This is a genomic window from Streptomyces sp. NPDC014991, from assembly GCF_043080665.1.
Lineage (GTDB): Bacteria > Actinomycetota > Actinomycetes > Streptomycetales > Streptomycetaceae > Streptomyces.
Genome location: NZ_JBIBVY010000018.1, coordinates 79750 through 106296 on the forward strand (window position 1 = coordinate 79750; position 26547 = coordinate 106296).

The following is a 26547-nucleotide window of genomic DNA, read 5'->3' on the forward strand; positions in this document are numbered from 1 at the left end:
TGGGGGCTACCCGTCGGTAGTAATTGCTGACAAGCTGTCTACGGCGTCCGTCAGCAGCCCAGACGAGGAGCACCCCCATGTCCGCCACCGTCTCCTTCCCGGTCCCCGCTCCGCACGGCCCGAAGGACGTGACCGTGTCCTACGCGCGCGTGGGCCGCGGCGAGCCGCTGGTCCTGCTGCACGGCATCGGCCACCACCGGCAGGCCTGGGACCCGGTCGTGGACATCCTCGCCACCGAGCGCGACGTGATCGCCGTCGACCTGCCGGGGTTCGGCGCGTCACCGGCCCTGCCCGACGGCCTGGCCTACGACCTGCCCACCACCCACACCGTGCTCGGCTCCCTGTTCGAGGCGCTGGAGCTGGACCGGCCGCACGTCGCCGGCAACTCGCTGGGCGGCCTGCTCGCGCTGGAGCTGGGCCGGGAGAAGCTCGTACGCTCCGTCACCGCCCTGTCGCCGGCCGGGTTCTGGACGGAGGCCGAGCGGCGGTACGCGTTCACGGTGCTGCTCGCGATGCGCGGCATCGCCCAGCGGCTCCCGCTGCCGATGGTGGAGCGGCTGGCGCGCACGCCGGCCGGCCGGACGGCACTGACCAGCACCATCTACGCCCGTCCCGGCCGGCGTTCCCCGGAGGCGGTGGTCGCCGAAACCCTCGCGCTCGTCGGAGCCGCCGGCTTCGAGGCGACCCTGCGGGCGGGCACCACCGTCCGGTTCGCCGACACCCTGCCGGGCCTGCCGGTCACCGTGGCCTGGGGCACCCGGGACCGTATCCTCCTGCGCCGCCAGGGCATCCGGGCCAAGCAGCTCATCCCGCACGCCCGGCTGGTGCGGCTGCCCGGCTGCGGGCACTGCCCGATGAACGACGATCCGGCGCTGATCGCCCGGGTCATCCTGGACGGCAGCCGCTGACACCGGACCGGGGGAGCGGCGGCCGGCCGGAACGGGCCGTTGTTCACCCGGCGTTCGCGCGCGCGCCGCGGCGCCCCAGTAGGTGTGGCTCTGCACACCGGCCGGATCCCGTCCCTGGAGGCGCAGCCATGTCCCACCGTATGCTCCCCGGCCGCCGCAGTGTTCTGCGCGGCTCCCTCGTCACGTCGGCGGCCCTGACCCTGCCCGTCGGCCTCGGCGCGGCACCGGCGTTCGCCCGCTCCGGCCGCCCCGAGGCGGGCTGGGGCGTGCAGACGGGCGACGTGACCGCCGACTCCGGCCTGGTGTGGGTGCGTTCGGACCGGCCGGCCCGGATGGTCGTGGAGACGTCGGCCACCGAGTCGTTCCGCGACCCGCGCAGATGGCACGGCCCGCTGCTGGACGCCGGCACGGACTTCACCGGCACCACCCGGCTGCACGGTCTGCCGTCCGGCGAGCAGATCCACTACCGGGTCCTGCTCGCCGACCCCGACGACCCGCGCCGCACCGGCGAACCCGTGACCGGCACGTTCCGCACGGTCTCCCGGCGCCGCCGGGACGGCGTGCGCTTCCTGTGGTCGGGCGACCTGGCCGGCCAGGGCTGGGGCATCAACCCCGACCGCGGCGGCTACCGCATCTACGACGCGATGGCGAAGCTGGACCCCGACTTCTTCCTGTGCAGCGGCGACGCCGTCTACGCCGACGGGCCGATCGCCGCCACCCAGGCCCTGCCCGACGGCAGTGTCTGGCGGAACGTCACCACCGAGGAGAAGTCGAAGGTCGCCGAGACGCTCGACGAGTACCGGGGCAACTTCCGCTACAACCTGCTCGACGCCCATCTGCGCCGCTTCAACGCCCAGGTGCCGTCGGTCGTCCAGTGGGACGACCACGAGGTCCGCAACAACTGGTACCCGGGCGAGGTGATCGCCTCCTCCGACACCCGGTACACCGAGAAGAGCATCGACGTCCTCGCGGCGCGCGCCCGGCGGGCGTTCAGCGAGTACGCCCCGGTCTCCACGCTCCGTCCGGGCGCCCGTGAGGGCCGCGTGAACCGGGTGCTGCGCCAGGGCCCGCTGCTGGACGTGTTCGTGCTCGACATGCGCACCTACCGCAACGCCAACTCGCCGGACGACCAGACCGTCGACCCGCAGGGGATCCTCGGCCGGGAGCAGCTGGAGTGGCTCCAGCGGGAGCTGGCCCGGTCACGCGCGGTGTGGAAGGTGATCGCCGCCGACATGCCCATCGGGCTGGTGGTGCCGGACACGACGGAGAACCGGCCCGACTTCGAGGCGGTGGCGCAGGGCGACCCCGGGGCCCCGCTCGGCCGGGAGCTGCAGATCGCCGAACTGCTGCGGTTCGTCAAGCACCGGCGGATCACGGGCACGGTGTGGCTGACGGCGGACGTGCACCACACCTCGGCCCAGCACTACCATCCGTCGCGGGCCGCGTTCACCGACTTCGAACCGTTCTGGGAGTTCGTCTCCGGGCCGCTGAACGCCGGTGCGTTCCCGGCGAGCGCGCTGGACGGCACCTTCGGCCCCGAGCGGGTGTTCGTGAAGGCACCGACCGCGTCGAACGTCTCGCCCGCGGGCGGCTACCAGTTCTTCGGCGAGGTCGACATCGACGGGGGCAGCGGCGAGCTGACGGTGCGGCTCCGCGAGCAGGACGGCACGGTGCTGTTCACGCGGACGTTGCAGCCGGGCCGGGTCGGTCAGTAGCGGCGCGCGGGCAGGCCGGGCGGCCGGCGGACCGGCCGGCGAGCCGACCTCTGTAGAAAGTGCAACAAATAGGACGGAGCATGCTTTACCCATCGGTCACAATCAGTTCGTGATCACGCAACACCGTTCCTCCACAGTGGCTGCATGACTCCAGACATGCCTGACGTGACCCGGGCGAAGCACGGACGCCCCGTGCACCACTGGCGGCGGGACGTCGTCGAACTCGCCGCGCTGTTCACCGCCGTCGCCGTGGCGGACGCCGTGGCGAACCTGATCGGACACGGACCGGACGGACCGGCCCTGCTGGTGATGTCGGCCGTCGTGCTGGCCGCGACGGCGGGTTTCCACGTGTGGTGGTCACGCCGCCACGGACACGCGCCGCCGGTCGGTGATACCGGCGGCCGGCCGGCCGGCCCCTCGACACGGCCCGGCACCACGGCCGGCGAGGTCGCCACCGCCGGCACGCTGTGGCGGATGCGTACGACGGTGCGGGACGAGCCCGGTTCGCTGGCCGCGCTGTGCACGGCGCTGGCCGAACGGCAGGTGGACATCCTGAGCCTCCAGACGCACCCGCTGGCCGACGGCACCGTGGACGAGTTCCTGCTGCGGTCCCCGGGCACGTCGTCCGCGGCGGAGATCACCCGGGCGGTCTCGCAGGCCGGGGGTACGGCCACCTGGATCGAGCGGGCCGACGCCCACGACCTGGTCGACGCGCCCACCCGGGTGCTCGGGCTGGCCGCCCGCACCGCCCTGGATGCGGCCGAACTTCCCCTGGCTCTGCGCCAGTTGCTGGGCCGATGCACGATCCGGTCGCTGCCCGGCACCCCGGTCGGCGGTGGCCGTGGTCCGGAACCGGTGCCGGTCGGGGGCGTCCTGGAGGACACCGTGATGCGGCTGCGGGCACCGGAGGGCGGTGTGCTCACCGTGGAGCGGCCGTATCTGCCGTTCACCCCGACCGAGTTCGCGCGGGCACGGGCGCTGGTGGAGCTGGACAGCCGGCTCGGCCCGCGGATCCCGCGCGGTCAGGACGTGCTGACCCTGCCGGAGGGCAACGACATCACCGTGCGCCGGGTCGACACCGGTGACCTGGCCGCTGCCAGGGCGATGCACGAGCGGTGCTCGCCCCGCACCCTCGGCATGCGCTACCACGGCCCGGTCGGTGACGCGGACCGCTATCTGACCCACCTGCTCAGCCCCCGCTTCGGCCGGACGCTGGCCGCGCAGACCGCGTCCGGCCGGATCGTCGGCCTCGGGCACCTGCTGTGGGACGGCGACGAGACGGAGGTGGCGCTGCTGATCGAGGACGACTGGCAGCAGCGGGGCATCGGCGGGGAACTGCTCGGCCGGCTGGTGGCGCTGGCGGTGGAGGCCGGCTGCGAGAGCTTGTACGCCGTGACGCAGGCCTCCAACACCGGCATGGTCGCCGCCATGCGCGGCCTGGGCCTGCCCCTCGACTACCAGATCGAGGAGGGCACCCTGGTCATCACGGCCCGCCTGGACACCACAGCACTGACCACGACCTCCCGTACCCACCCACCACACCGCACCTGACGGCAGGGGCCGTGACGTCAGCGTGGCCGCCCACCGCACGTGAAGCGGCCGCGCGGGCCCGTGCGGGCGCGTCGGGGGGCCTACGGCCCGGCTGAGGCCGCCCGCCTGCCACGGGGCCGGCGCCTCGGCCGAGGCCACGGGCCTCGGCCAGGGGCCAAGGCGTCCTGGCCGCAGTCGCCTCACCCCGGACGGAGCCACTCCCCCGGGCCGGGGCGCCCCGCCCGGCCCGGACTCCCCCAGCCCTGTCCGGAGCCACCACGCCTCGGGCGCGGCGCCCCGGCCCGGGGGGACTCGCGGAACCCTGTCCGGAGCCCGGGCCCCCGGGGGCGCCCGCCGGACCACGCCGGTGTCCGGGCGCCGTGGGTCGACGGCGCCGTCAGCGCACCGCCTCCCGCACCGCCTCCCGCACCGCCTTCCGCGCCGTTTCCCGCATCGTCTCCCGCATCGTCTCCCGCAAGGGGACCGGCGCGCCGGTGGGGTCGCCCAGGGCCCGGTCCAGGTCGGTCCACAGGTCGTCCACGTCCTCCAGGCCCACCGACAGCCGCAGCAGCCGGTCGCTCACCCCCGCCCCGCGCCGGTCGTCGGCGTCGACGATGCGGTGACTGATGGAGGCGGGATGCTGGATCAGCGTGTCGACGCTGCCCAGGCTCACCGCGGGGGTGACGAGCCGGACCCGGGAGATCACCTCGTGCGGGTCGCCGTACACCTCGAAGGCGATCATCGCGCCGCCGAGCCGCGGATAGTGGACGCGGGCCACGCGTGGGTCGGCGGTGAGCCGGCGGACCAGTTCGGCGGCGTTGGCGGAGGCGGCCCGGACCCGTACCGGGAGCGTGGACAGTCCCCGCAGCAGCAGGTAGCCGGCCAGCGGATGGAGGACTCCCCCGGTGGCGAACCGTATCTGCCGCAGCCGGCCCGCGAACCCCTCGTCACAGGCGACGACTCCGGCGAGCACGTCACCATGGCCGCCGAGGTACTTGGTGGCGCTGTGCAGCACCAGCCGTGCGCCCTGCTCGGCCGGGCGTTGCAGCACGGGTGTGGCGAACGTGTTGTCGACGAGCAGGGGCACCGGACCGCAGGCGTCCGCGACGGCCCGCAGGTCGAGTTCGGCGAGGGTCGGGTTGGCCGGGGACTCGACCAGCACCAGGCCGGTGTCCGGGCGCAGCGCGTCACCGATGCCGGCCGGGTCGGTCCAGGTGACCTCCGTACCGAGCAGCCCGGCGGTCAGCAGGTGGTCGCTACAGCCGTACAGAGGCCGTACGGCGACCACGTGCCGCAGGCCCGTGCCGGGGAGCGCGAGGAGGACGGCGCTGAGCGCGGCCATGCCGCTGGCGAAGGCGACGGCGGACTCGGTGCCCTCCAGGCGGGCGAGGGCGGTCTCGAATCGGGCGACGGTCGGGTTGCCGAGGCGGCCGTAGACCGGCGGCCCGGACGGATCGGCGCCGTCGGCGGCGAAGGCGTCGATGCGGGCGGCCTCGGCGCGGCTGTCGTACGAGGGGTAGGTGGTCGACAGGTCGATCGGCGGGGCGTGCAGGCCCTGGCGGGCGAGATCGTCGCGGCCGGCGTGCACGGCCTCCGTGGCCAGGGCTCTCGATGCGGCGCGTACGTCGTCGTAGGCGCCGGTGCTCGCTGTGTCCATGGCCGGAAGGGTGAACAGTGAACGGTTCACCAGGGGCAGGCACCGTGTTACGTTCGGCCCATGTCCGATTCCGTCGTACTGGATCCGGTGGACCTGCATCTGCTGCGGTTGTTGCAGAACGACGCCCGGACCACCTACCGCGACCTCGCCGCGCAGGTGGGCGTGGCGCCGTCGACCTGTCTGGACCGGGTGACCCGGCTGCGCCGCTCGGGCGTGATCCTGGGCCATCGGCTGCGACTCGATCCGGCCAAGCTCGGGCGGGGGCTCCAGGCCCTGCTGTCGGTGCAGGTGCGTCCGCACCGGCGGGAGCTGGTGGGGCCGTTCGTGGAGCGTGTCCGGGCGCTGCCGGAGGCCCGGTCGGTGTTCCATCTCACCGGGCCGGACGACTATCTGGTGCATGTGGCCGTCGCGGACATGGCCGATCTCCAGCGGCTGGTGCTGGACGAGTTCACGGCGCGGCGCGAGGTGGCGCGCGTGGAGACCCGGCTCATCTTCCAGCAGTGGGAGTGCGGGCCCCTGCTGCCTCCCGGCCACGCCCAGAGCTGAATCGCACGTACGTGGTGACGTGGGGATCATCCTCGTACGAGGATGGACCGCATGTCTGAGACCAAGAGCCTGCTGCCCCGTCAGGTCGCCGACGCGTACGTGGACGACCTCATCGCCCTCGACCCGGTCACCGGTACGTATCTCGGCGTTCCCGAGAGTTCGCGGCGGCTGCCCGACTACTCACCCGCCGGTCAGCAAGCTCTGGCGGCGCTGATCCGCACCACGCTCGCCCGGCTGGACGAGGCGGAGCGGCAGCCCGGCGCGGACAGCGACGCGGAGCGGCGCTGCGGGCGGCTGCTGCGGGAGCGGCTCACCGCCGAACTCGCCGTCCTGGAGGCGGACGAGCCGCTGCGCGCCGTCGGCAACATGGGCACGCCCGGCCATGCGGTGCGCGAGGTGTTCACCATCATGCCGGTGCAGACGGACGAGGACTGGTCGGCGATCGCCGAGCGGCTGCGTGCCGTGCCGGGCGCGCTCGCCGGCTACCGGGCGTCCCTGGAACTGGGGTTGGAGCGCAAGCTGTTCGCGGCGCCCCGGCCGACCGCGACCTACGTCGAGCAACTGACCGAGTGGGTGGACACGGACGGCTCGGGCCGCGGCTGGTACGAGGACTTCGCCGCCGCCGGCCCCGAGGCGCTGCGCGCGGAACTGGACGAGGCGGCGCGTGCGGCGACCGGCGCCCTGCGGGAACTGCGGGACTGGATGCGGGACGTGTACGCGCCGGCGGTCGCGGACGCCCCGAACGTGGTCGGGCGGGAGCGGTACGCGCGCTGGGCCCGCTACTACAACGGCACCGACCTGGACCTGGACGAGGCGTACGCGTACGGCTGGGCCGAGTTCCACCGGCTCCTCGCCGAGATGAGGACGGAAGCCGAGAAGATCCTGCCCGGCGCCGCGACGCCGTGGGTGGCCCTCGCCCACCTCGACGAGCACGGCCGGCACATCGACGGTGTGGAGGAGGTCCGCGCGTGGCTCCAGGGCCTGATGGACAAGGCCATCGAGGACCTGGACGGCACGCACTTCGACCTCGCCGAGCGGGTGCGGAAGGTGGAGTCGCGCATCGCCCCGCCCGGCGGCGCGGCGGCTCCCTACTACACGGCGCCGACGGAGGACTTCTCCCGGCCCGGCCGCACCTGGCTGCCCACGATGGGCCAGACCCGGTTCCCGGTCTACGACCTGGTGTCGACCTGGTACCACGAGGGCGTGCCGGGGCACCATCTCCAGCTCGCGCAGTGGGCGCACGTCGCGGAGAACCTCTCCCGCTACCAGGCGACGGTCGGCGGGGTCAGCGCCAACCTCGAGGGCTGGGCGCTGTACGCGGAGCGGCTGATGGACGAGCTGGGCTACCTCACGGACCCGGAGGAGCGGCTCGGCTACCTGGACGCACAGATGATGCGGGCGGCCCGGGTGATCATGGACATCGGCATGCACCTGGAGCTGGAGATCCCCGCGGACTCGCCGTTCCACCCCGGTGAGCGGTGGACGCCGGAGCTGGCGCAGGAGTTCTTCGGCGCGCACAGCAGCCGGCCGGCGGACTTCATCGAGAGTGAGCTGACCCGGTACCTGACGATCCCGGGCCAGGCGATCGGCTACAAGCTGGGCGAGCGGGCGTGGCTGCTGGGCCGGGAGAAGGCGCGCGAGCGGCACGGCGACGCGTTCGACCCGAAGGCGTGGCACATGGCGGCGCTGTCGCAGGGTTCGCTGGGCCTGGACGACCTGGTGGACGAGCTGTCCCGGCTCTGACGGTCAGCCGCTCACGGCCTGGCCCCCTTCCGTGCTGATCACCTGCCGCGTGGCCCGGTCCGCCCCGTCGGTGGCCGGCCGGGCGACGCGGAGGGCCGGGCCGTCGGGGGCGCCCCGGCGTCCGGCGGGAACCGCGCGGCGACGGCCGCGTGGGCCACGCCGGTGGCGCAACCGGTGCCGACCGGGCCCGGGTCGACGGTGTTCACGGTGATCCCCCGCCCGGCGGGCGCGGTGGACGGGGAACGGGTGACCGAGGCGAGGGCCCTCGTCTGCCCGGCGTAGGCCCGGACGAGGAGCAGCACCGAGCGGGTGTCCCCGGCCCTGTGTGCGTCGTCGCGTGCCCGGCCCGGAGGCGACGCGCGCGCCGGGGTCGCCGAGCGCCCCGCGGACGGAGGCGGCGACCGCCTCGGGGCTGTCCGAGCCCCAGGGCATGGCGGTGCACGGTGGGGATGGACGCCGGCGCCGTAGGCGGCCGGCCGCCGGGCGACCGCGTGGCCGGTCCCGGAGTACCGGGAGGCGCCGGTGACGAGGGCGGTCTCGGCCGCGCGGGGCAGTCGGTCGCGGCCCGGTTCGGCGGGAACGGACCGGGCCGGTGGGTGCATGGGTGCTCGTCCCAGGGGCCTTCCGGGACGCCTCCCGAGTGAGCTGTGGGGACGCCACGGGCGGTGGGCCGGCTGTCCGGTCCGGGCGCGGGCCCGGACACAGGCCCGCCCGCTCGGCCGTACGGAGGCCCTGCGGTGGCGCGGGCGGGGTGGAGGCGGCTAGCTGGTGCCGGGGGCCGATGCGGAAGGCGGGCCGGGCATGCGCGAGAAGGGGCCGGGGCAGCAGGCGCTGGAGACACCGCGGGCGGCGGGGCTGGCCGGAGTCGTCTTCGCGCTGCTTCTGGCGGCGGCGATCGTCCTGGTCCGGCTGGGGATCCCCGGCGGGGCCGACGCGGTCGGCGCCCAGGGGTTCACGGACTCCGGGCGGCGCGACGCGCTGCGCACGGCCCTGGCGCTGGTACCGTTCGCCGGCATCTTCTTCCTGTGGTTCATCGGCGCGGTGCGCGCGCACGTCGGCGACGCCGAGGACCGGTTCCTCGCCACGGCCTTCCTCGGCAGCGGGCTGGTCTTCACCGCCATGATGTTCGGTGCCTCCGCGGCGGCGAGTGCCGTGCTCGCGGTGGCCCACCCCGCCGGCGCGCAGCCGGCGCCGGCCACGTCGGATTTCGGCCGCCACTTCGCGTACACGCTGATGACGGGGTACGCCATGCGGATGGCGGCCGTCTTCGTGTCCTCCCTGTCGGTGATCGGCCACCGCCTCGGCGTCCTGCCGCGCTGGCTCACGGTCCTCGGCGTCCTCACCGCGCTCACGCTGCTCTTCCTGTCGTCGAACGTGCCCTGGGCGGAACTCGTCTTTCCCGCGTGGTCACTGCTGATCAGCGTGTACCTCCTCGTGGCCGGCCGCCGTGACCGGCCCCGGCCGGTGACGGCCCGGTGACCTCCGCTCCCCCGGCGCCCCTCACTCGATCGGCGTGCTCCGGGCGCGGGCACCCCGGCCCCGCTCGCATGCTGGCCCGGGGGACGACCGCCGTCCGGAGCGGTACGCGCGAGCCGCGCGGGTGCGCACCGGACCTGGCCACCGGAAAGGGCGGAGCGTCGATGAGGCTCGTCGTCGATCTCAACAAGTGTCAGGGATACGCGCAGTGCGCGTTCCTCGCGCCCGACGTCTTCGCCATGCACGGCGAGGAGTCGCTGATCTACAACCCGCGCGCGGAGGAGGAGCAGCGGGAGCGGCTGGCGCGTGCCGTCGCCGCGTGCCCGGTGCAGGCGATCACGGCGGACGGGCTGGACGGCGCCGTGGGTGAGCCGGTGGCCGGTTCCGCCGGGGAGGCGCCCGATGCCCGCTGACCATGTGGAATGGCTCAGGCGTGAGGGCCGGATCGTGATCGTGGGCGCCTCGCTGGCCGGCCTGCGGGCCGCCGAGACGCTGCGCGCCGAGGGCTTCGCCGGCGAGCTGACCCTGATCGGGGACGAGCCGTACGAGCCGTACGACCGGCCGCCACTGTCCAAGTCCGTGCTGCTGGGCAAGGCGTCCCCGCTCCACACCGAGCTCCCGCACCGCTGGGAGATCGACGCCAAGTGGCGCCTGGGCGTCGCGGCGGCCGGGCTGGACCTGACGGCCAGGCGGGTCCGGCTGGCCGACGGCGACGAGGTGGAGTACGACCGGCTGCTCATCGCGACCGGCGTCCGCGCCCGGCCGTGGCCGAAGGAGGAGGAGGCCCGGCTGGACGGCGTCTGTCTGCTGCGTACGCGGGAGGACGCGGCCGACCTCTACCGGCGGCTGAAAGCCGGGCCGCGCCGGGTGTTCGTCATCGGTGCGGGGTTCGCCGGTTCGGAGGTCGCCTCGGCGTGCCGGGAGATGGGCATTCCCGTCACCGTGGCGGAGCGTGCGGGCGCGCCGCTGGTGGGCGCGCTCGGCGGGGTGATCGGCGCGGTCGCCGCCGGCCTCCAGACCGAGAACGGCGTCGATCTGCGCACCCATGTCACGGTGACCTCCCTGGAGGGGGACCCGGTCGGCAGGGTGCGGGCCGTCCACCTGTCGGACGAGAGCGTCGTCGAGGCGGACGTGGTCGTGGTCTCGCTGGGCTCGCTGCGGAACACGGAGTGGCTGGCCGGGTCGGGGCTGGGCGCCGGGCCGCGGGGCATCGCCTGTGACGCGGGGTGCCGTGCCTTCGACTTCCGGGGCATCGTCACGGACGACGTCTTCGTGGCGGGTGACGTGGCACGGTCCCCGCACGCGCTCTTCGGCTACCAGTTCCTCTCGCTCGAGCACTGGGGCAACGCCGTCGCCCAGGCCGAGACGGCCGCGCACAACATGATCTGCCACGGCACCGAGCGGCGCCCGCACCTGTGGATGCCGGCCTTCTGGTCCTCGATGTTCGGAGTGAACATCAAGTCGGTCGGGGTGCCGCCCATGGGTGAGCAGCTCATGATCACGCAGGGTTCGCTGGCCGAGCGCCGGTTCGTCGGGGTCTACGGCCACCAGGGCCGCATGATCGCCGCCGTGAGCTTCGACAACACCCGGTGGCTGGAGTTCTACCAGCGGCAGATCGAGCGGGGCGCGCCGTTCCCGGTGGAGTTCCCGACGATGGACCGGCGGCCTGAGGGCCTGCGGCCGGTGGCGGCCGACTTCCCCGACCCGTCCCTTCCCACCCACGGCCCCACGGTGACGCTCAGCGGCTACTCACCGGCCGACCAGCAACTGGTCTTCCACCCCGCCCGGCACTGACCGCCGCCGGCCCCGACGCTCCAAGGACCTGTCATGACGCAAGCCTCGCTGGTGCGCCAGATCACCGACTTCGCCAACCGCGCCGATCCGTATCCGCTGTACGAGGAGCTGCGCAGGACACCGGTCCTGCACGAGGAGGAGGGCGGCCCCTACGTCATCAGCTCGTACTACGACATCGAGGGCCTGCTCCACGATCCCCGGATCAGCTCCGACGCCGCCAACCTCGCCGCGGCCGGGGACGACGAGATCTCGCAGGCGGAGAACACCGGACTGCCGCCGTCCTTCCTGCGGCTGGACCCGCCCGAGCACGACCGGCTCCGGCGCATCGCCAACAGCGCCTTCGGGCCGCCGCACCGGCCGCGCCGGGTCGAGAACATGCGGGGCGAGATGGCGGCCATCGTCACCGGGCTGATCGACGGTCTCGCGGACACCCGGCAGATCGACCTGGTCGACGAGTTCGCCTACCCCTTCCCGGTGACGGTGATCTGCCGCTTGCTCGGCGTGCCCCGGGACGACGAGCCCCGGTTCCGCGCCTGGGTCGATCCGCTGGTCGCCGGCCTCGACCCCGAGACACGCAAGTCGGCGGACGCCGAGTTCGTGAAGGCGACCCAGGAGGCGCGGATGCAGCTCGGCATGTATCTGGCCGGTCTGGTCGAGGAGCGCACCAAGGAGCCACGGGACGACCTGCTGTCCGACCTGGTGCGCAGCCAGGGCCCGGACGGTTCCATGACGATGATGGAGGTGCTCAGCACCTCGGTGCTGCTGCTGATCGCCGGCCACGAGACCACCGTCAACCTGATCACGAACGGCATGCTCACGCTGCTGCGCCACCCGGACGTCCTCCAGCGGCTGCGGACGGAGCCGGGCCTGTCGGTGCGGATCGTGGAGGAGCTGCTGCGGTACGAGCCGCCGGTGCAGATCGTGCCGCAGCGCACCTGCATCGCCGACATCGAGGTGCGCGGGGTGACCATCCCCAAGGGCTCACGGCTGTGGCTGGTCCTGGCCGCGGGCAACCGTGACCCCGAGCGTTTCAAGGACCCCGGGCGCTTCGACCCGGACCGCGAGGACATCCAGCACCTCGGGTTCGGCAGCGGCATCCACAGCTGTTTCGGCGCCCCGCTGGCCCGGCTGGAGACCCAGATCGCCCTGACCGAGCTGGCCCGGCGGCTGGAGAATCCCCGCCTCACGGAGGATCCGCCGCCCTACCGGCAGAACGCGGTGCTGCGCGGCCCCCGGCATCTGAACATCGCCTTCGACGGGTGGGTCTGAGTTCCGCCGGCGGGCGTCAGCAGCCGCACTCGCCCGCCACGGGTGCCGTCAGCGGGTCGGGGTCGCGGCGGGCCGGCCCCTGCCGGGTCTCGTAGGCGAGGCCCTCACGCGCCCAGTACTCGAAACCGCCGAGCATCTCCTTGACCCGGTAGCCGAGTTCGGCGAGGGCGAGGGCGGCGCGGGTGGCGCCGTTGCAACCGGGGCCCCAGCAGTACGTCACCACCGGCACGGACCTGTCGAGGAGCCGGCCGGCCCGCTCGTGGACGAGCGCGACCGGCAGGTGGACCGCGCCGGGGATGTGACCCTGGTCCCAGGACTCGGTGGAGCGGGAGTCGACCACGACGAAGCCGGGGTCGCCGCCGGCCGCGAGCGCCTCCGCCACGTCGGCGACGTCGGCGTGGTGGGCGAGGCTCGCCCGGAAGTGGGCGGCGGCCTCGGCGGGGGCGGCGGGCGGGACGCGCAGGACGGGGTTCTCGTAAGCAGCGTTGATCATGGCGGGAAATCTACGATCCGTGAGCCGCTGTCTGAAGGGACGATCCACGGGCCTGCCCTTGCCCGGCCGGGGATTCCCTGCTATTCATCCCTGATGACCGCGTTTTCCCCGGACGCCACCGACTGGCGCATTCTCGAGGTCCTCCAGCGCGACGGACGGGCCGGCTACACCGAGCTGGCGCGCGCCGTGTCGATGTCGGCGAGCGCCGTCACCGAACGGGTCCGGCGGCTGGAGGAGGCGGGCGTCATACAGGGGTACGCGGCGGTGGTCGACCCCGAGCGGCTGGGCCTGCCGATCCTGGCGTTCGTGCGGCTGCGCTACCCCAACGGCAACTACCGGCCGTTCCACGACCTGGTGGCCGCGACGCCCGAGATCCTGGAGGCGCACCACGTGACGGGTGACGACTGCTTCGTCATCAAGGTCGCCGCGCGGTCCATGTCCCACCTGGAGGAGGTCTCGGGCAGGATCGGCTCACTGGGCTCGGTGACCACCAGCGTCGTGTACTCGTCCCCGTTGCCACGGCGACCGCTGGGCCGCTAGGCCCTCTCGTTCGGATCATGCCGGGCTCGCGGGTCCTGGTGCCGCGCCTCGCCGCATTGTCGTCGGTTGCCATGGCTCCGCCATGGCGCCCTCCTCCGCCTTGCGATGCACGGCACCAGGACCCGCTCCCTGATCCGGCCTGATCCGAACGAAAGACCCTAGGCCACTCCGTGCTGGCGCAGGGTGGAGCCCGATCTGCCCTTGACGACCTCCAGCTGGGCATGGATGCGGCGGCGCAGGTCGGCGACGTGGCTGACGATGCCGACGCTGCGGTCGCGTTCGCGCAGCGAGTCGAGGACGTCCAGGACCTCGTCCAGGGTCTGGTCGTCCAGACTGCCGAAGCCCTCGTCGATGAAGAGGGTGTCCAGGCGGACGCCGCCCGCCTCGTCGGTGACGACGTCGGCGAGGCCGAGGGCGAGCGCGAGGGATGCGAAGAAGGTCTCGCCGCCGGACAGGGTCGAGGTGTCCCGGGCCCGCCCGGTCCAGGCGTCGACCACGTGCAGCCCGAGCCCGCTGCGTCCCCGTCCGGCCCGGTCGTCGGAGTGGACGAGGGTGTAGCGGCCGGACGACATGCGCTGGAGGCGGACGGTCGCGGCGGCGGCGACCTGCTCCAGCCGGGCCGCCAGGACGTACGACTCCAGGCGCATCCTGCGTTCGTTGTCGGCGGAGTTGCCGGCGGCGAGCGCGGCGAGCCGGGCCACCCGGCCGTACTCCTCGCGCAGCGGGGCGAGGCGGCGTACGGCCTCGGTGGCGCGCGCGGAGAGGCGGTCCAGCTCGGCGCAGCAGCGGGCGGCGGCGTCGCGGGCGGAGGCGGCCTCGCGCAGCCGCCGTTCCGCGGTGGCCGCCGTCCGCTCGGCGGTGGCCGGGTCGGCGGGCGGCTGCTGGGCGGCCGCCGCGGCGCCGGGCTCGTCGAGGACCGCGCGGACGGCGGCCTCCTCCTGCTGCCAGGCGTCCAGGCGGTGTTGCAGCTCCCGGTGGGCGGCGGCGTCCAGCAGGGCCGCCGCCGCGGCCTGCGGCGTGTCGAAGCCGGCCCGGTAGGCGGCGTCGGCGAGGCGGGCGTCGGCGTCCTTCAGCCGCTGGGCGGTGTCCTCGGCGACGCGCACGGCGTCGGCGGCCTCGGCGAGCCGTGCCGCGAGCCGCTCCAGCTGTGCGGCGCGGGCGGCCACGCTGTCCGAGGTGCCGCGCGCCTGCGTCAACTCCGCTTCCAGCAGCGCCTGTTCGCGTTCCAGGGTGTCGCGCCGGGTGAGCCGGGAGGCGGCCCGTACGGCGGCCTGCTGGCGGTCGGCGAGGCGCTGCTCGCGTTCCTGGCCGGCGCGCCGCAGCTCCTCCTGGGCGGCGTGCAGGGCGGAGGCCGCGCGGCGGGCGCGGGCGTACTCCTCCTCCAGCTCGCCGGCCTCGGCGACGAGCCGGTCGGTGGGCGTCTCGCCGGCCTCGGCGGTGGCGGCGGCCAGCGCCTCGCGGACCTCACCGAGACGCCGCTCGTCCTCGGTGTGCTGCTCCTCGGCCCGCTGGTACGCGGCGAGGGCGCGGTCCTCGGTGTCCCGGTCGACGTGTCCGGCGGCCTTGCGGGCGGGGGCGGGGTGTGCGGTGGCTCCGCAGACCGCGCAGGGTTCGCCGGCGGTGAGGTGGGCGGCGAGTTCGGCGGCGATGCCGTTCAGCCGCTGTTCCTTGAGGTCGAGCCAGTGGGTGCGGGCGTCGAGGGCGCGACGCACCGAGGCCTCCGCACGCTGCCGGGCCTGTGCGAGGTCGGCGGCGAGCCGGTCGCGGGTGCGGGCCGCGTCGAGCCGCCGCTGCATCGGGGCGCGCTGGACGGCGAGCTGTTCGGCGCGGGTGGCGGCCTCCTGGGCGGAGTCGACGCGGGCCTGGAGCGCCGCGCGGTTGCCGTCCCATTCGGCGAGCCAGGCGTCCGCCTCGCGCAGGACGTCCTCGTCGGCGGTCTCCTGACGGTCGAGTCCGGCGCGCTCCTCGGTGAGTTCGGCGAGCCGCCGTTCGGCGCGCCGGGCCGCGTCGAGGCCGCCGAGTTCCTCGGCGGTCCGGCGGGCGGCGGTGGCGAGTCCGCTCGCGTCGGCCCCGGCGTGGGGGCCGGTGAGCTGACCGCGCGCGTGGGCCTCGGCCGCGGCGGCCCGGCGGTGGTCCACCTCGGCGGCGTCGCGCAGCTCCAGCGCGGGTTCGACGGCCTCGGCCCTGCGGGCCCGTTCCATGCGCTCGCGCGTCTCCCGGCGGGCACCGGCGCTCTCCTGGAGGCGTTCGGCGCGCCGCCGGGCCTCGGCGAACCTGTTCTGGAGGCGGGCGCGTTCGCGTATGTCGTCCAGGGCGCGGCGGGCTGCGGCGTGGGCGGACTCGGCGGCGGCGAGACGGCAGTGGGCGACGGTGAGGCGTTCGCGGGCGGTGCTGCGGGCGACGGCGGCGGCACCGAGGACGGCCTCGGCCAGGCCCGGGTCGCCGGGGGCCAGGCCGGGCAGGTCCATGGCGTCGCCTGCGGCCTGCTGCATGCGGTGGGCGTCGGCGAGGAGCGCCGCGTCGCCGTCGCGCACGCGCGTCTCGGTGGCCTTGCGGCGGTCGGCGAGCCGCTTCTCGACGTCGGCGAAGCGCCGAGTGTCGAAGAGGCGGCCGAGCAGCTTGCTGCGGGCCTCGGCGTCGGCGCGCAGGAAGCGGGCGAAGTCGCCCTGGGGCAGCAGGACGACCTGGCAGAACTGGTCGCGGCTCATCCCGAGCAGCTGGGTGATCTCCTCGCCCGTCTCCTGGTGGGAGCGGCTGCGGTCCTGCCAGACGCCGGCCGTGCTGTCGTACTCGCGCAGCCAGGTCTGGGCCTTGTCGACGGTGGTGCCCTTGCCGCGCAGCTTGGGCCGTTCCCAGGGGGGCTGCCGGGTGATCTCCAGGCGGCGTCCGGCGACGGTCAGGTCGAGGCGGACCTCGGTGCGGGTGCCCGGCGGGGCGTGGTCGCTGCGCAGGTGCGCGCCCTGGCCGCCGCCCTGCCGGGCGCCGGGGACGGAGCCGTAGAGGGCGTAGCAGACGGCGTCCAGGACGGAGGTCTTGCCGGCGCCGGTGGGTCCGTGGAGCAGGAAGAGGCCGGCGGCGGACAGGGTGTCGAAGTCGACGGTCCGGGCGCCGCCGAAGGGTCCGAAGGCGGTGATGTCGAGCCGGTGCAGCCTCACCGCGCCACCTCTCGTACGGCGTCGTCGGCGCGGACGGCGTCGAACGCGTCGCGCAGCACGGCCGTCTCGTGCTCGTCGGGTCCGGTGCCGCGCACGTGCGCGACGAAGTCCTGGGCGATCTGCTGGTCGCTGCGGCCGGCGAGCCGCCGGGCGTACGACGCCTGGGGGTCGTCGGGGGCCCGCTCGGGGTCGAAGACGAGGCTGAGGGTGTGCGGGAAGCGTGCGGTGAGGCGGGCCATGGGGTCGGCGGGCCGGGCCGGGTCGGTGAGGGTGGCCTCGATCCAGGCATCCTCGTGGCGGGTCAGCTCCGGGTCGGCGAGGAGTTCGTCCAGGGGGCCGCGGAGGCGGGCGAGCGGGCGCGGCACCGGGCAGTCGAGGCGCTCGGCGGTGACCGAGCCGTCCGCGTCCAGGTCGACCAGCCACATGCTCTTGCGGTGGCCGGCCTCGGAGAAGGAGTAGGCGAGCGGGGAGCCTGAGTAGCGCACGCGCTCGGTGATGGTCTGGCAGCCGTGCAGATGCCCGAGCGCCACGTAGTCGACGCCGTCGAAGACGCCGGCCGGTACGGCGGCGACCCCGCCGACGGTGATGTCCCGCTCGCTGTCGCTGGCCTGGCCGCCGGTGACGAAGGCGTGGGCGAGGACGACGGAGCGCGTGCCGGCCGCGCGGGTGGCGAGGTCGGCGCGGACCCGGTCCATGGCGGCGCCGAGCACGGCCTCGTGCCCGGCCTTGTCGACGGCGAACTCGTCCTTCACCAGGGCGGGTTCGAGGTAGGGCAGGCCGTAGAACGCGACGTCGCCGTGGGCGTCCTGGAGCACGACGGGGGTGCCGGCGGCGGACGGTTCGGTGCGCAGGTGGATGCCCGCGCGGTCGATGAGTCCGGCGCCGACGCCGAGGCGGCGGGCCGAGTCGTGGTTGCCGGAGATCATCACCGTGGGCACGCCGAGGTCCGCGAGGCGGTGCAGGGCGGTGTCGAACAGCTCCACGGCGGCGAGCGGGGGCACCGCCCGGTCGTACACGTCGCCCGACACGACCACCGCGTCCACCGCGTGCTCACGCACGGTGGTGACGAGGTGGCCGATGAACCCGGCCTGGGCCCCGAGCAGGTTCGCCCGGTGGAAGGCCCGGCCGAGATGCCAGTCGGACGTGTGCAGAAATCTCATGGGCCCCGAGACTATCGGCCAGGTCCGACATCACGGGCGGTTACTCCCGTACCAGCCCGTCACAACCCGCCCACCACAGAGGCGTTATGACCGATTCGCCGCAATAGTCAGGCATCTCCGTAGGCTTCGCCGCCCAGTTCGAAACCGGCCGTGCCCGCCGTCACATCGGCGAGCCACGCGCGGAAGGCGTCCACGTCGGCGTCCGGCAGGCCGATCTCCAGGGTGACGGCCTCGCCGTAGCGGACGTCCCGCACCTCGCGGCCGGTGGCCCGCAGGTCGTTCTGGACCTTGCCCGCGCGCTGGTGGTCGACGGTCACCGTGGCCAGGCGGAAGCGGCGCCGGGTGCGGGTGCCGAGCGCGTCCAGTGCCTCGCCGACGGCGCCGCCGTACGCGCGGATCAGTCCGCCGGCGCCGAGCTTGACCCCTCCGTAGTAGCGGGTGACGACGGCGACGACGTACCGCATGTCACGGCGCAGCAGCATCTGGAGCATGGGGACGCCGGCGGTGCCGCCCGGTTCGCCGTCGTCGCTGGCCCGCTGCACGGAGGCGTCGGCACCGATGACGTACGCCCAGCAGTTGTGGGTGGCATCGGCGTGTTCCCTGCGGACGGCCGCGACGAAGTCCTGCGCCTCCCGCTCGGTGGCGGCCGGGGCGAGGGCGCACAGGAAGCGGGAGCGGTTGATCTCGGTCTCGTGCACCCCCGCGCGGGCGACGGTGCGGTACTCGTCCTGCATCCCGTCAGCCTATGCGCAGCACGCCACCGGTCCGCCCCCGCGTCAGCGCGGCTGCTCCCCCTTCGCTCCGCGCGGCACCGTGAACGAGGTCAGCAGGGCCGCGCCGGGGGCCAGCGCGGGCCAGCCGGTGCCCCGCCAGGCGAGCACGGCGATCGCGGCCGTCGGGAACTTCGCCCGCAACCGGTCCAGCGTGTCGTCGAGGCCGTCCGCGGCGAGCGCCCGCACCAGGTCGGCCAGGCCCGGGTTGTGCCCGACCAGCAGCAGCGTCTCCACCTGAGGCGGCACCTCGTGCACGGCCTCCAGCAGCTCCGGCACGCCCGCCGCGTACAGCCGCCGGTCCAGGCGCACCGGCGGCGGGGTCCCCCACTCGGCGGAGGCCAGCTCCCAGGTCCGGCGGGCGCGGACCGCGGTGGAGCACAGGGCGAGGTCGGGCAGGGAGCCGGCACCGGCGAGGGCACGGCCGGCGGCCGGGGCGTCCCGCAGCCCCCGGGGCGCGAGCGGTCTGCGATGGTCCTCGACGCCCTCGGGCCACGCGGACTTGGCGTGCCGCAGCACCACCAGCCGGCGCAGCGGGCCCGCGCCCGCCCGTTCGATCACGCCGGGTTCCCGAGGTCGCGGAGGAGATCGAGGGCGAGCAGCCGGTCGGCGTGGGCGAAGGTCTCGAAGCGGGCGCCGTCGGGCAGGTCCGGGGCGCGCTCCACGTCCCGCAGCACGGCGAGCGACCGAGGCAGGTCGAGGTCGTCGTCCCAGGCGGCCCGCAGCCGCGTCCGGATGTCGTCGGGCACCGGCCGGGAGGGCCGCCTGGCCCATCCGGCCACGGTCCGCCGCCAGTGGGCGAGCTGTCCGGCGGCCCGGTCCAGGGCGGTGGCGTCCAGCCGCGCGGCTTCACGCCGGGGCACGGAGAGCAGCGCGAGCCGCAGGGCGGCGGGGTCGGCGAGGAGGGTGGACAGCGGCGGTTCGGGGCCGGTCCAGGCCACCGGCGCCACGGCCGCCACCGGCCCCTCGGTGCGGACGGTCGCGGTGTGGGGCCCGGTGACATGGATCACCTGGGCCTCCCCCAGCCCGGACGCGAGGTCCCGGCCGTCCTCGAAGGGGCGTATGGCGAGGTGGGTGGCGGCCGTGCGCAGCTCGGGCTGTTCCCGGGGTGCGGTGAGGATCGTCCAGACCGGGGTGCCGCCCAGCTCCAGGGCCCGCACGAGCAGGTCGGCGGTGAGCAGCACCCGCAGGGCCGTCGGATCGAGACCCGAGGCGTGGGCCTCGACCCGGGTCAGGGCGCGGCGGGCGGGAGCGGCGGCGACGGGCTCACCGGTTCGGACGTCGAGGATGCGCAGCACGGGGCGAGCGTAGGCGGACGGACGGCCGTATGCGGTCAGCTTGCGCCGATTCCGGTCATCGTGGCGGGGTACGGCGGGAATCCGCACCCCTGGGGGCGCTGTTGCCCCCACGTTCTGTTCCCACAGCCCGAGGAGGCGGCCGATGTACGGCGACGACGCGACGATCCGCAGGATCCTGACCGAGCTGGGCGACACCTGGGCCGTGGTCGGCCTGTCCGCGAACCGGAGCCGGGCCGCGTACGGGGTGGCGCGGGTGCTCCAGCGGTTCGGCAAGCGGATCGTGCCGGTGCACCCGAAGGCGGAGACGGTGCACGGCGAGCGGGGGTACACCTCCCTCGCGGACGTCCCCTTCGACGTGGACGTGGTCGACGTCTTCGTCAACAGCGCACTGGCCGGCGCGGTGGCCGACGAGGCCGTGGCGCGGGGCGCGAAGGCGGTGTGGTTCCAGCTGGGTGTCGTCGACACCGGCGCGTACGAGCGGACCAGGGCGGCGGGTGCGGAGATGGTCATGGACCGCTGCCCGGCGATCGAAATTCCACGCCTGAACTAGCCCGCCACACCCCTTGTCTCACCTTCTTCTCACAATTCGGCGCTGAATATTGACATTCGGAGTGGATCTCTGACCTGTGTGAACGCTGTTCCCAAGACCGACAAGATCCTGGGTCAAGTTTTGGGAAACAGTCTTCTGCTGAAGCGGAAAGACTTCCTAGCCTGTGGCGTCCTTGCTCGTTTGTTTCGTGTTCATGAACTGAGAGGCCACCTGACATGGTGAAAGTCGACCATGCCGTGCCACAGGCCACGACGGAGTCCGGCGGCCTGCGCCGCGACGTCGGACTGATCGGTCTGATGTGGGCCTCCGTCGGCTCCATCATCGGCTCCGGCTGGCTGTACGGCGCCGAGAAGGCGGTCGTCGTGGCCGGCCCCGCGGCGATCGTCTCGTGGGTGATCGGCGCGGTCGCGATCGTGCTGCTGGCGCTCGTGCACGCCGAACTCGGCGGCATGTTCCCGGTGGCGGGCGGCACGGCCCGCTACCCGCACTACGCGTTCGGCGGCCTGGCCGGCATGTCCTTCGGCTGGTTCTCCTGGCTCCAGGCGGCCACCGTGGCCCCGATCGAGGTCGAGGCCATGATCGGCTACGCCGGTCACTGGGAATGGGCGCAGGGTCTCCAGCACGCCGACGGCACGCTGACGGGCGCCGGTCTCACCACGGCCGTCCTCCTGATGGCGCTCTTCGTCGGGGTCAACTTCTTCGGTGTCCGGGCCCTGGCACACACCAACAGCGCCGCCACCTGGTGGAAGATCGCCGTCCCGCTCGGGGCGATCTTCGTCATCGCCGCGGGCAACTTCCACGCGAGCAACTTCACCTCGGAGGGCTTCGCGCCGTTCGGCGCCAAGGGCATGCTCGGAGCCATCAGCTCCAGCGGCATCATCTTCGCGCTGCTCGGTTTCGAGCAGGCGATCCAGCTGGCGGGCGAGAGCCGCAACCCCAAGCGTGACCTGCCCCGGGCGACCCTCGGCTCGGTCGCGATCGGCGCCGTGATCTACATCCTGCTCCAGGTCGTGTTCATCGCCGCGCTGCCGCACGCGTCCTTCGCGCACGGCTGGGCCAAGCTGGACTTCCCCGGCATCAGCGGTCCCTGGGCGGGCCTGGCGACCCTCGTGGGCCTGGGCTGGCTGGGCTGGGTGCTCTACATCGACGCGATCATCTCTCCCGGTGGCACCGGCCTGATCTACACCACCGCCACCTCGCGCGTCTCCTACGGCCTGGCCAAGAACGGCTACGCGCCGAAGGCCTTCGCCCGAACCGACAAGCGCGGCGTGCCGTGGTTCGGTCTGCTGATGTCGTTCGTCACCGGTGTGATCTGCTTCCTGCCGTTCCCGAGCTGGCAGGAGCTGGTCGGCTTCATCACCTCGGCGAGCGTGCTGATGTACGCGGGCGCGCCGCTGGCCTACGGCGTCTTCGCCGACCGTCTGCCGCGGCACGAGCGCCCCTACCGGCTGCCCGGCGGCAGGTTCGTCTCGCCGCTGTCGTTCGTGGTCGCCAACCTCATCATCTACTGGGCCGGCTGGGACACCCTGTGGCGGCTGGGCTTCGCGATCCTGCTCGGCTACGTGCTGCTGGGCTCCTACGCCTGGTACGCCACCCGCAAGCGGCTGCCCGACGCGCCCCGACTGGACTTCAGGGCCGCGCAGTGGCTGCCCGGCTACCTGCTCGGCCTGGGCCTGATCTCCTGGCTGGGCGGCTTCGGCGGCCGGGGCACCATCCCGCTGTGGTGGGACATCCTGGTCGTCGCCGCCTTCTCGCTGGGCATCTACTACTGGGCCAGGGCCACCGCGTCCAGCACCCAGGCGATCGAGCGCAGCATCGAGGAGGTCGTGGTCACGGACGCGCCCGCGCACTGACCGCGCTCACGCGTCCCCGCGCGGTGTCCCGTCGGCTCGCCTGACGGGACACCGTCATAATGCTGGGGTGACCTCTTCCTCCCCCCACTCCGGCTCGCCCGCCGTCTCCCGCTGTCCGGTCGTCATCGTGGGCGCCGGTCCGGCCGGGCTGACCGTCGGGAACATCCTGCGGGCCGCCGGCGTCGACTGCCTGGTCCTGGAGGCCGGCAGCCGCGCGTTCATCGAACAGCGGCCACGCGCCGGGGTCATCGAGGAATGGGCCGTACGGGGCCTGGAACAGCGCGGTCTGGCGGGCAACCTGACGGCTCACGCCCAGCGGCACACCGAGTGCGAGTTCCGCTTCGACGGCCGCGGCCACCGCTTCGCCTACGGTGAACTGACGGGCCGTCACCACTGGATCTACCCCCAGCCGTCGCTGGTGACGGATCTCGTGCGCGAGTACGCCGACGTGCGCGGCGGTGCCATCCGCTTCGGCGTGCGCGACGTCCGCCTGCACGACCTCGACTCCGACCGGCCCTCGGTCTCCTACACCGACCCGGACAGCGGCGAACGGCGGCTGGTGCGCTGTGACTTCGTGGCGGGCTGCGACGGGGCCCGCGGGGCGAGCCGGGCGGCGCTGCCGGAGCGGACGCGGATCTCCCGGCACGACTACGGCATCGGCTGGCTGGCGTTGCTCGCCGAGGCACCGCCGTCCTCCGACTGTGTGCTGTTCGGCATGCACCCCGACGGGTTCGCCGGGCACATGGCCCGCGGCCCGCTGCTGACCAGGTACTACCTCCAGTGCCCGCCGGGCGACGACCCGGACGACTGGCCGGAGGAGCGGGTCTGGGACGAACTCCAGCGACGCCTGCACGCCGCGGACCGCCCGCCTCTGACGCGGGGGCGGCTGCTGGAGAAGCGCGTGCTGGACATGCACAACTACGTGGTGGAGCCCATGGTGTCCGGGCGGCTCTTCCTGGCCGGTGATGCCGCGCACCTCGTCGCGCCGATCGCCGCGAAGGGCATGAACCTGGCGCTCAACGACGCGTTCCTGCTCGGCGACGGCCTGGTCGCCCACCTGACCCGGGGCGACGACACCGGCCTGGACGGTTACGCGGAGGCCTGTCTGCGCCGGGTGTGGGACTACCAGGAGTTCTCGCAGTGGCTCTCCGAGATCTACCACGGCATGTCCCACGGCGACCCCTACCGGGCCGGCACCGCCCGGGCCCGGCTGCGCCGGCTGTTCACCTCGCCGGCAGCGGCGGCGGCGTTCGCCGAGCAGTACCTCGGCACGGCCGGCGCGTACTGACCGTACGGCGGTCCGCCGCTCACCGCCGCACCCGCGCCGGCGCATGCCGGCCCGGGTGCGGCGGGCCGCCACCTGCTGGGGGCCCGGGGTCAGGCGACGCCCAGGCCCTCCCGTACGACCGCGCCCGGCAGTTCGGCGAGGGCCTTGCCCGGCACCAGCAGTTTGCCGCGCCGGCGGCCACTGCCGATCAGTACGTAGGGCAGGTCGACGACGGCCGCGTCCACCAGCACCGGCCAGCCGGTGGGCAGTCCGACCGGGGTGATGCCTCCGTACTCCATGCCGGTCTCGCCGGTCGCGGTCTCCATGGGGGCGAACGAGGCCTTGCGGGCGCCCAGTTGACGGCGTACGGCTCCGTTGACGTCGACCCGGGTGGTGGAGAGCACCACGCAGGCGGCCAGTGTGGTCCGGCCGGCCCGCTTGCCCGCGACGACGACACAGTTCGCCGACCGCTCCAGCAGGTCGCGGCCGTAGTGCTCCACGAAGACGGCCGTGTCGGCCCACTCGGGGTCGGTGTCGACGTAGAGGATCCGGTCGGCCGGGACAGCGCCCTGCCAGTCGCGTACGGCATCGGCGACGGGCGCGGTCAGCTCGTCCAGACAGTCCGGAGCGCGGGTGGCGGTGTCGAAGTCTCCGATGGGTGGGCGCATGGCCGCACGCTAGCAAGACCCGCCCGCGCGCCGTACCGGCGTCTCAGGGCACGGGCGGCACGGACACCGCCATCACCATCTCCATCGGCAGGTCGCCCCGGTTGGTGTACCGGTGCGGGACGTTGGCCTCGAAGGAGGCGCTCGCGCCCGCCGGAACGCGGTACTCCGTCCCGTCCACGACGAGTGTCAGTTCGCCCGCGGTGACGTGCACCAGCTCGACGGTGCCGCCGGGGTGCGGCTCGGAGGGGCTGCTCTCGCCCGGCATCAGCCGCCAGTCCCACATCTCCAGCGGTCCCGGCGCCTCGGTGCCGGCGAGCAGCCGGTTGTAGCTGCCGGCCTCCGTGTGCCACAGCCGTACGGCCCGTTCGGCGGGGACGATCCGGACCGTCGGGCCCTGTTCGTAGTCGAGGAGCGTGGTGACACTGACGCCGAGCGCGTCGCCGATCTTGACGACCGTGCCGATGCTGGGGTTGGTGCGGGCCTGCTCGATCTGGATGAGCATGCCGCGGCTGACCCCGGCCCGGGCGGCGAGCACGTCCAGCGTGAAGCCGCGCACGGCACGCCAGTGCTTGACGTTGCGCGCCAGGGACTGGGTCAGGAGTTCGAGGTCCGACACGTGGTGTCCAAAATCCGGGAAGTCGAGGTGACGTACAGCGCGGTGCAGGCACCGCACTACGGTGCGGTGCACCCGAGCGTTCACCGCACTGTACTGCGAGGCCGGGCCGGCCGGTCGCGTCAGGCCTCCGGTTCGAGTGCGGCCAGCCGGGCGACCACGTCCTCGTCCAGCTCCCCCAGCGCCCGCAACTGCTCCGGCGTCGTCCCGTCCGGGATCGGCACCGGGGCCGGGGTCCGCAGCGGCGGCTGCCAGCCGTCGCCGGCCGTCCAGCGCCGTACGACCCGGGCGGGCGCCCCCGCCACCACCGCGTGGTCGGGTACCGTGCCCCGGACCACCGCGCCGGCCGCCACGACCACGTTGCGGCCGATCCGCGCGCCCGGCAGGATCACCGCGCCGGTGCCGATCCAGCAGCCCGGGCCGATCTCGACGGGCTCCATCCGCGGCCACTGCCGGCCGATGGGCTGGTGCGGGTCGTCGTAGGAGTGGTTGGTGGAGGTGACGTAGACGTACGGGCCGAAGTAGCAGTCGCTGCCGATCGTGACCGTCGTGTCCGCGATGACATGACTGCCGCGGCCGAGAACCACGCCGTCACCGATGCGCAGGATGGGGTCCGGGCCGAGGTCCAGGTCCGGCATCAGGCCGGCGGTGAGGGTGACCTGCTCGGCGATGATGCAGTGGGAACCGAGCCGGATCCAGGGCTCGCCGAAGACCGTGCCGAGCGGGAAGGCCAGCCGGGTGGCTTCGCCGATCGAGCCGAAACGGTAGCGGCCGGGGTGCTCGGCCGTCACCGAACCCGCGCTGCGCACCCACGACCAGCCCGCGTGCACGGCGCGCTGCGCCAGCCGGCGTCGCCAGGAGGAGAACGTGTTCTTGCGCTTCGACACGGGCTCACGTTACTCACCGGTCACCCGGGGCGAGCGTGCGGACTCCTGTGATCTTCACCCCACCCGGTGTCGTACCGTGCCGGGTACTGCCGACACGAGGAGACGGGTGATGACGCACAAGGCGCTGATCGTGGGTATCGGGGGCAAGGAGCCCCGGGTGGATCCGGAGGCGTTCGTGGCGCCCACGGCCTCCGTCATCGGGGATGTCACGCTGCACGCGGGAGCGAGCGTCTGGTACGGGGCGGTGCTGCGGGGCGACGTGGAGAGGATCACCGTGGGCGCTCGGGCCAATGTGCAGGACAACGTCACGCTGCACGCCGATCCCGGGTTTCCGGTGACCGTCGGGGAGCGGGTGTCGATCGGGCACAACGCGGTGGTGCACGGGGCGACCGTGGAGGACGACTGCCTGATCGGGATGGGGGCGACCGTCCTCAACGGGGCGGTGATCGGGGCCGGGTCGCTGGTCGCCGCGCAGGCCCTGGTGCCGCAGGGGATGGTGGTGCCGGCCGGGTCGCTGGTGGCGGGCGTGCCGGCGAAGGTGAAGCGGGAGCTGACCGCGGAGGAGCGGGAAGGGGTCACCCTCAACGGCACCTTGTACGCGGAGCTGGGCAAGGCCCACAAGGATGTGCACCGGTAGGACGGGGGCGGCCCCTGT

At 73.9% G+C, this 26547-nt stretch carries 24 protein-coding genes and 1 pseudogene; 14 read left to right on the forward strand and 11 right to left on the reverse strand.

The features are described from left to right. The first annotated feature begins 77 nt into the window (after positions 1-77). From ACF1BE_RS25625 to ACF1BE_RS25635, 3 genes are all read left to right on the forward strand, one after another. Positions 78-908, forward strand: coding sequence for an alpha/beta fold hydrolase (locus ACF1BE_RS25625; protein WP_392201368.1), 831 nt, complete (start codon positions 78-80; stop codon positions 906-908). Positions 909-1036: 128 nt separating this feature from the next. Continuing rightward, positions 1037-2623, forward strand: a complete 1587-nt coding sequence (locus ACF1BE_RS25630) for an alkaline phosphatase D family protein (RefSeq protein WP_392201369.1) — start codon at positions 1037-1039, stop codon at positions 2621-2623. A gap of 144 nt (positions 2624-2767) precedes the next feature. Continuing rightward, positions 2768-4174, forward strand: a complete 1407-nt coding sequence (locus tag ACF1BE_RS25635; protein WP_392201370.1) for a GNAT family N-acetyltransferase — start codon at positions 2768-2770, stop codon at positions 4172-4174. A 376-nt stretch (positions 4175-4550) separates the two neighbouring features. Here the strand turns inward: ACF1BE_RS25635 and ACF1BE_RS25640 are convergent, their stop codons facing one another. After that, positions 4551-5810 carry a trans-sulfuration enzyme family protein gene (locus tag ACF1BE_RS25640; protein WP_392201371.1) on the reverse strand — a complete coding sequence of 420 codons (1260 nt, stop codon included), beginning with the start codon at positions 5808-5810 and terminating at the stop codon, positions 4551-4553. Between the two features lie 60 nt (positions 5811-5870). Between ACF1BE_RS25640 and ACF1BE_RS25645 the strand changes: the two genes are divergently transcribed. Both ACF1BE_RS25645 and ACF1BE_RS25650 read left to right on the forward strand, forming a co-directional pair. Beyond that, a complete protein-coding gene (locus ACF1BE_RS25645) occupies positions 5871-6356 on the forward strand; it encodes an Lrp/AsnC family transcriptional regulator (protein WP_392201372.1) in 486 nt (161 codons plus the stop codon). 51 nt (positions 6357-6407) lie between these two features. Next, entirely contained in the window at positions 6408-8099 is a 1692-nt protein-coding gene (locus ACF1BE_RS25650) for a DUF885 domain-containing protein (RefSeq protein ID WP_392201373.1), read from the forward strand. Between the two features lie 3 nt (positions 8100-8102). Here the strand turns inward: ACF1BE_RS25650 and ACF1BE_RS25655 are convergent. Then, positions 8103-8701: pseudogene (locus ACF1BE_RS25655) on the reverse strand (hypothetical protein). Positions 8702-8900: 199 nt separating this feature from the next. Between ACF1BE_RS25655 and ACF1BE_RS25660 the strand changes: the two are divergent. The 4 genes from ACF1BE_RS25660 to ACF1BE_RS25675 all read left to right on the forward strand — a co-directional run bounded on the left by ACF1BE_RS25660 (position 8901) and on the right by ACF1BE_RS25675 (position 12638). Continuing rightward, on the forward strand, positions 8901-9578 hold the full coding sequence (locus ACF1BE_RS25660; RefSeq protein WP_392201374.1) for a hypothetical protein: 678 nt from the start codon (positions 8901-8903) through the stop codon (positions 9576-9578). Between the two features lie 161 nt (positions 9579-9739). Further along, on the forward strand, positions 9740-9988 hold the full coding sequence (locus ACF1BE_RS25665) for a ferredoxin (protein ID WP_392201375.1): 249 nt from the start codon (positions 9740-9742) through the stop codon (positions 9986-9988). Continuing rightward, entirely contained in the window at positions 9978-11369 is a 1392-nt protein-coding gene (locus ACF1BE_RS25670; protein ID WP_392201376.1) for an NAD(P)/FAD-dependent oxidoreductase, read from the forward strand. The genes ACF1BE_RS25665 and ACF1BE_RS25670 overlap by 11 nt, the downstream gene beginning before the upstream one ends. 33 nt (positions 11370-11402) lie before the next feature. Further along, positions 11403-12638: a cytochrome P450 gene (locus ACF1BE_RS25675; protein ID WP_392201377.1), complete on the forward strand. Its 1236-nt coding sequence runs from the start codon at positions 11403-11405 to the stop codon at positions 12636-12638. A gap of 16 nt (positions 12639-12654) precedes the next feature. Here the strand turns inward: ACF1BE_RS25675 and ACF1BE_RS25680 are convergent, their stop codons facing one another. Beyond that, entirely contained in the window at positions 12655-13131 is a 477-nt protein-coding gene (locus ACF1BE_RS25680) for a rhodanese-like domain-containing protein (RefSeq protein WP_392201378.1), read from the reverse strand. Between the two features lie 93 nt (positions 13132-13224). On the opposite strand from ACF1BE_RS25680, the gene ACF1BE_RS25685 reads away from it, so the two are divergent. Continuing rightward, positions 13225-13671 (forward strand): Lrp/AsnC family transcriptional regulator, encoded by a 447-nt coding sequence (locus ACF1BE_RS25685; protein WP_392201379.1) that lies wholly within the window; start codon positions 13225-13227, stop codon positions 13669-13671. 158 nt (positions 13672-13829) lie between these two features. On the opposite strand, the gene ACF1BE_RS25690 is transcribed toward ACF1BE_RS25685, so the two are convergent. The 5 genes from ACF1BE_RS25690 to ACF1BE_RS25710 all read right to left on the reverse strand — a co-directional run bounded on the left by ACF1BE_RS25690 (position 13830) and on the right by ACF1BE_RS25710 (position 20054). Then, positions 13830-16826, reverse strand: a complete 2997-nt coding sequence (locus ACF1BE_RS25690; RefSeq protein ID WP_392201380.1) for an AAA family ATPase — start codon at positions 16824-16826, stop codon at positions 13830-13832. Further along, entirely contained in the window at positions 16823-17986 is a 1164-nt protein-coding gene (locus ACF1BE_RS25695; protein ID WP_392201381.1) for an exonuclease SbcCD subunit D, read from the reverse strand. The genes ACF1BE_RS25690 and ACF1BE_RS25695 overlap by 4 nt, the downstream gene beginning before the upstream one ends. A gap of 107 nt (positions 17987-18093) precedes the next feature. After that, positions 18094-18720 carry a YigZ family protein gene (locus ACF1BE_RS25700; protein ID WP_392201382.1) on the reverse strand — a complete coding sequence of 209 codons (627 nt, stop codon included), beginning with the start codon at positions 18718-18720 and terminating at the stop codon, positions 18094-18096. 42 nt (positions 18721-18762) lie between these two features. Beyond that, positions 18763-19317, reverse strand: coding sequence for a SixA phosphatase family protein (locus ACF1BE_RS25705; protein WP_392201383.1), 555 nt, complete (start codon positions 19315-19317; stop codon positions 18763-18765). Continuing rightward, positions 19314-20054 carry a hypothetical protein gene (locus ACF1BE_RS25710; protein ID WP_392201384.1) on the reverse strand — a complete coding sequence of 247 codons (741 nt, stop codon included), beginning with the start codon at positions 20052-20054 and terminating at the stop codon, positions 19314-19316. The genes ACF1BE_RS25705 and ACF1BE_RS25710 overlap by 4 nt, the downstream gene beginning before the upstream one ends. 142 nt (positions 20055-20196) lie before the next feature. Here ACF1BE_RS25710 and ACF1BE_RS25715 point away from each other — a divergent pair, with 142 nt between their 5' ends. The 3 genes from ACF1BE_RS25715 to ACF1BE_RS25725 all read left to right on the forward strand — a co-directional run bounded on the left by ACF1BE_RS25715 (position 20197) and on the right by ACF1BE_RS25725 (position 23745). Beyond that, a complete protein-coding gene (locus ACF1BE_RS25715) occupies positions 20197-20604 on the forward strand; it encodes a CoA-binding protein (protein ID WP_392201385.1) in 408 nt (135 codons plus the stop codon). 215 nt (positions 20605-20819) lie between these two features. Beyond that, positions 20820-22457: an APC family permease gene (locus tag ACF1BE_RS25720; protein ID WP_392201386.1), complete on the forward strand. Its 1638-nt coding sequence runs from the start codon at positions 20820-20822 to the stop codon at positions 22455-22457. A gap of 67 nt (positions 22458-22524) precedes the next feature. Beyond that, the gene (locus ACF1BE_RS25725) at positions 22525-23745 is read left to right on the forward strand and encodes a 4-hydroxybenzoate 3-monooxygenase (RefSeq protein ID WP_392201387.1); all 1221 of its coding nucleotides are present in this window, start codon (positions 22525-22527) and stop codon (positions 23743-23745) included. Positions 23746-23834: 89 nt separating this feature from the next. Here the strand turns inward: ACF1BE_RS25725 and ACF1BE_RS25730 are convergent, their stop codons facing one another. From ACF1BE_RS25730 to ACF1BE_RS25740, 3 genes are all read right to left on the reverse strand, one after another. Continuing rightward, positions 23835-24392, reverse strand: a complete 558-nt coding sequence (locus ACF1BE_RS25730) for a YbaK/EbsC family protein (protein ID WP_392201388.1) — start codon at positions 24390-24392, stop codon at positions 23835-23837. 43 nt (positions 24393-24435) lie between these two features. Beyond that, positions 24436-25008, reverse strand: coding sequence for a helix-turn-helix domain-containing protein (locus ACF1BE_RS25735; protein WP_392201389.1), 573 nt, complete (start codon positions 25006-25008; stop codon positions 24436-24438). 119 nt (positions 25009-25127) lie between these two features. Next, positions 25128-25892, reverse strand: a complete 765-nt coding sequence (locus ACF1BE_RS25740) for an acyltransferase (protein ID WP_392201390.1) — start codon at positions 25890-25892, stop codon at positions 25128-25130. 109 nt (positions 25893-26001) lie between these two features. Here ACF1BE_RS25740 and ACF1BE_RS25745 point away from each other — a divergent pair, with 109 nt between their 5' ends. After that, the gene (locus ACF1BE_RS25745) at positions 26002-26529 is read left to right on the forward strand and encodes a gamma carbonic anhydrase family protein (protein ID WP_392201391.1); all 528 of its coding nucleotides are present in this window, start codon (positions 26002-26004) and stop codon (positions 26527-26529) included. The last annotated feature ends 18 nt before the right edge of the window (positions 26530-26547 follow it).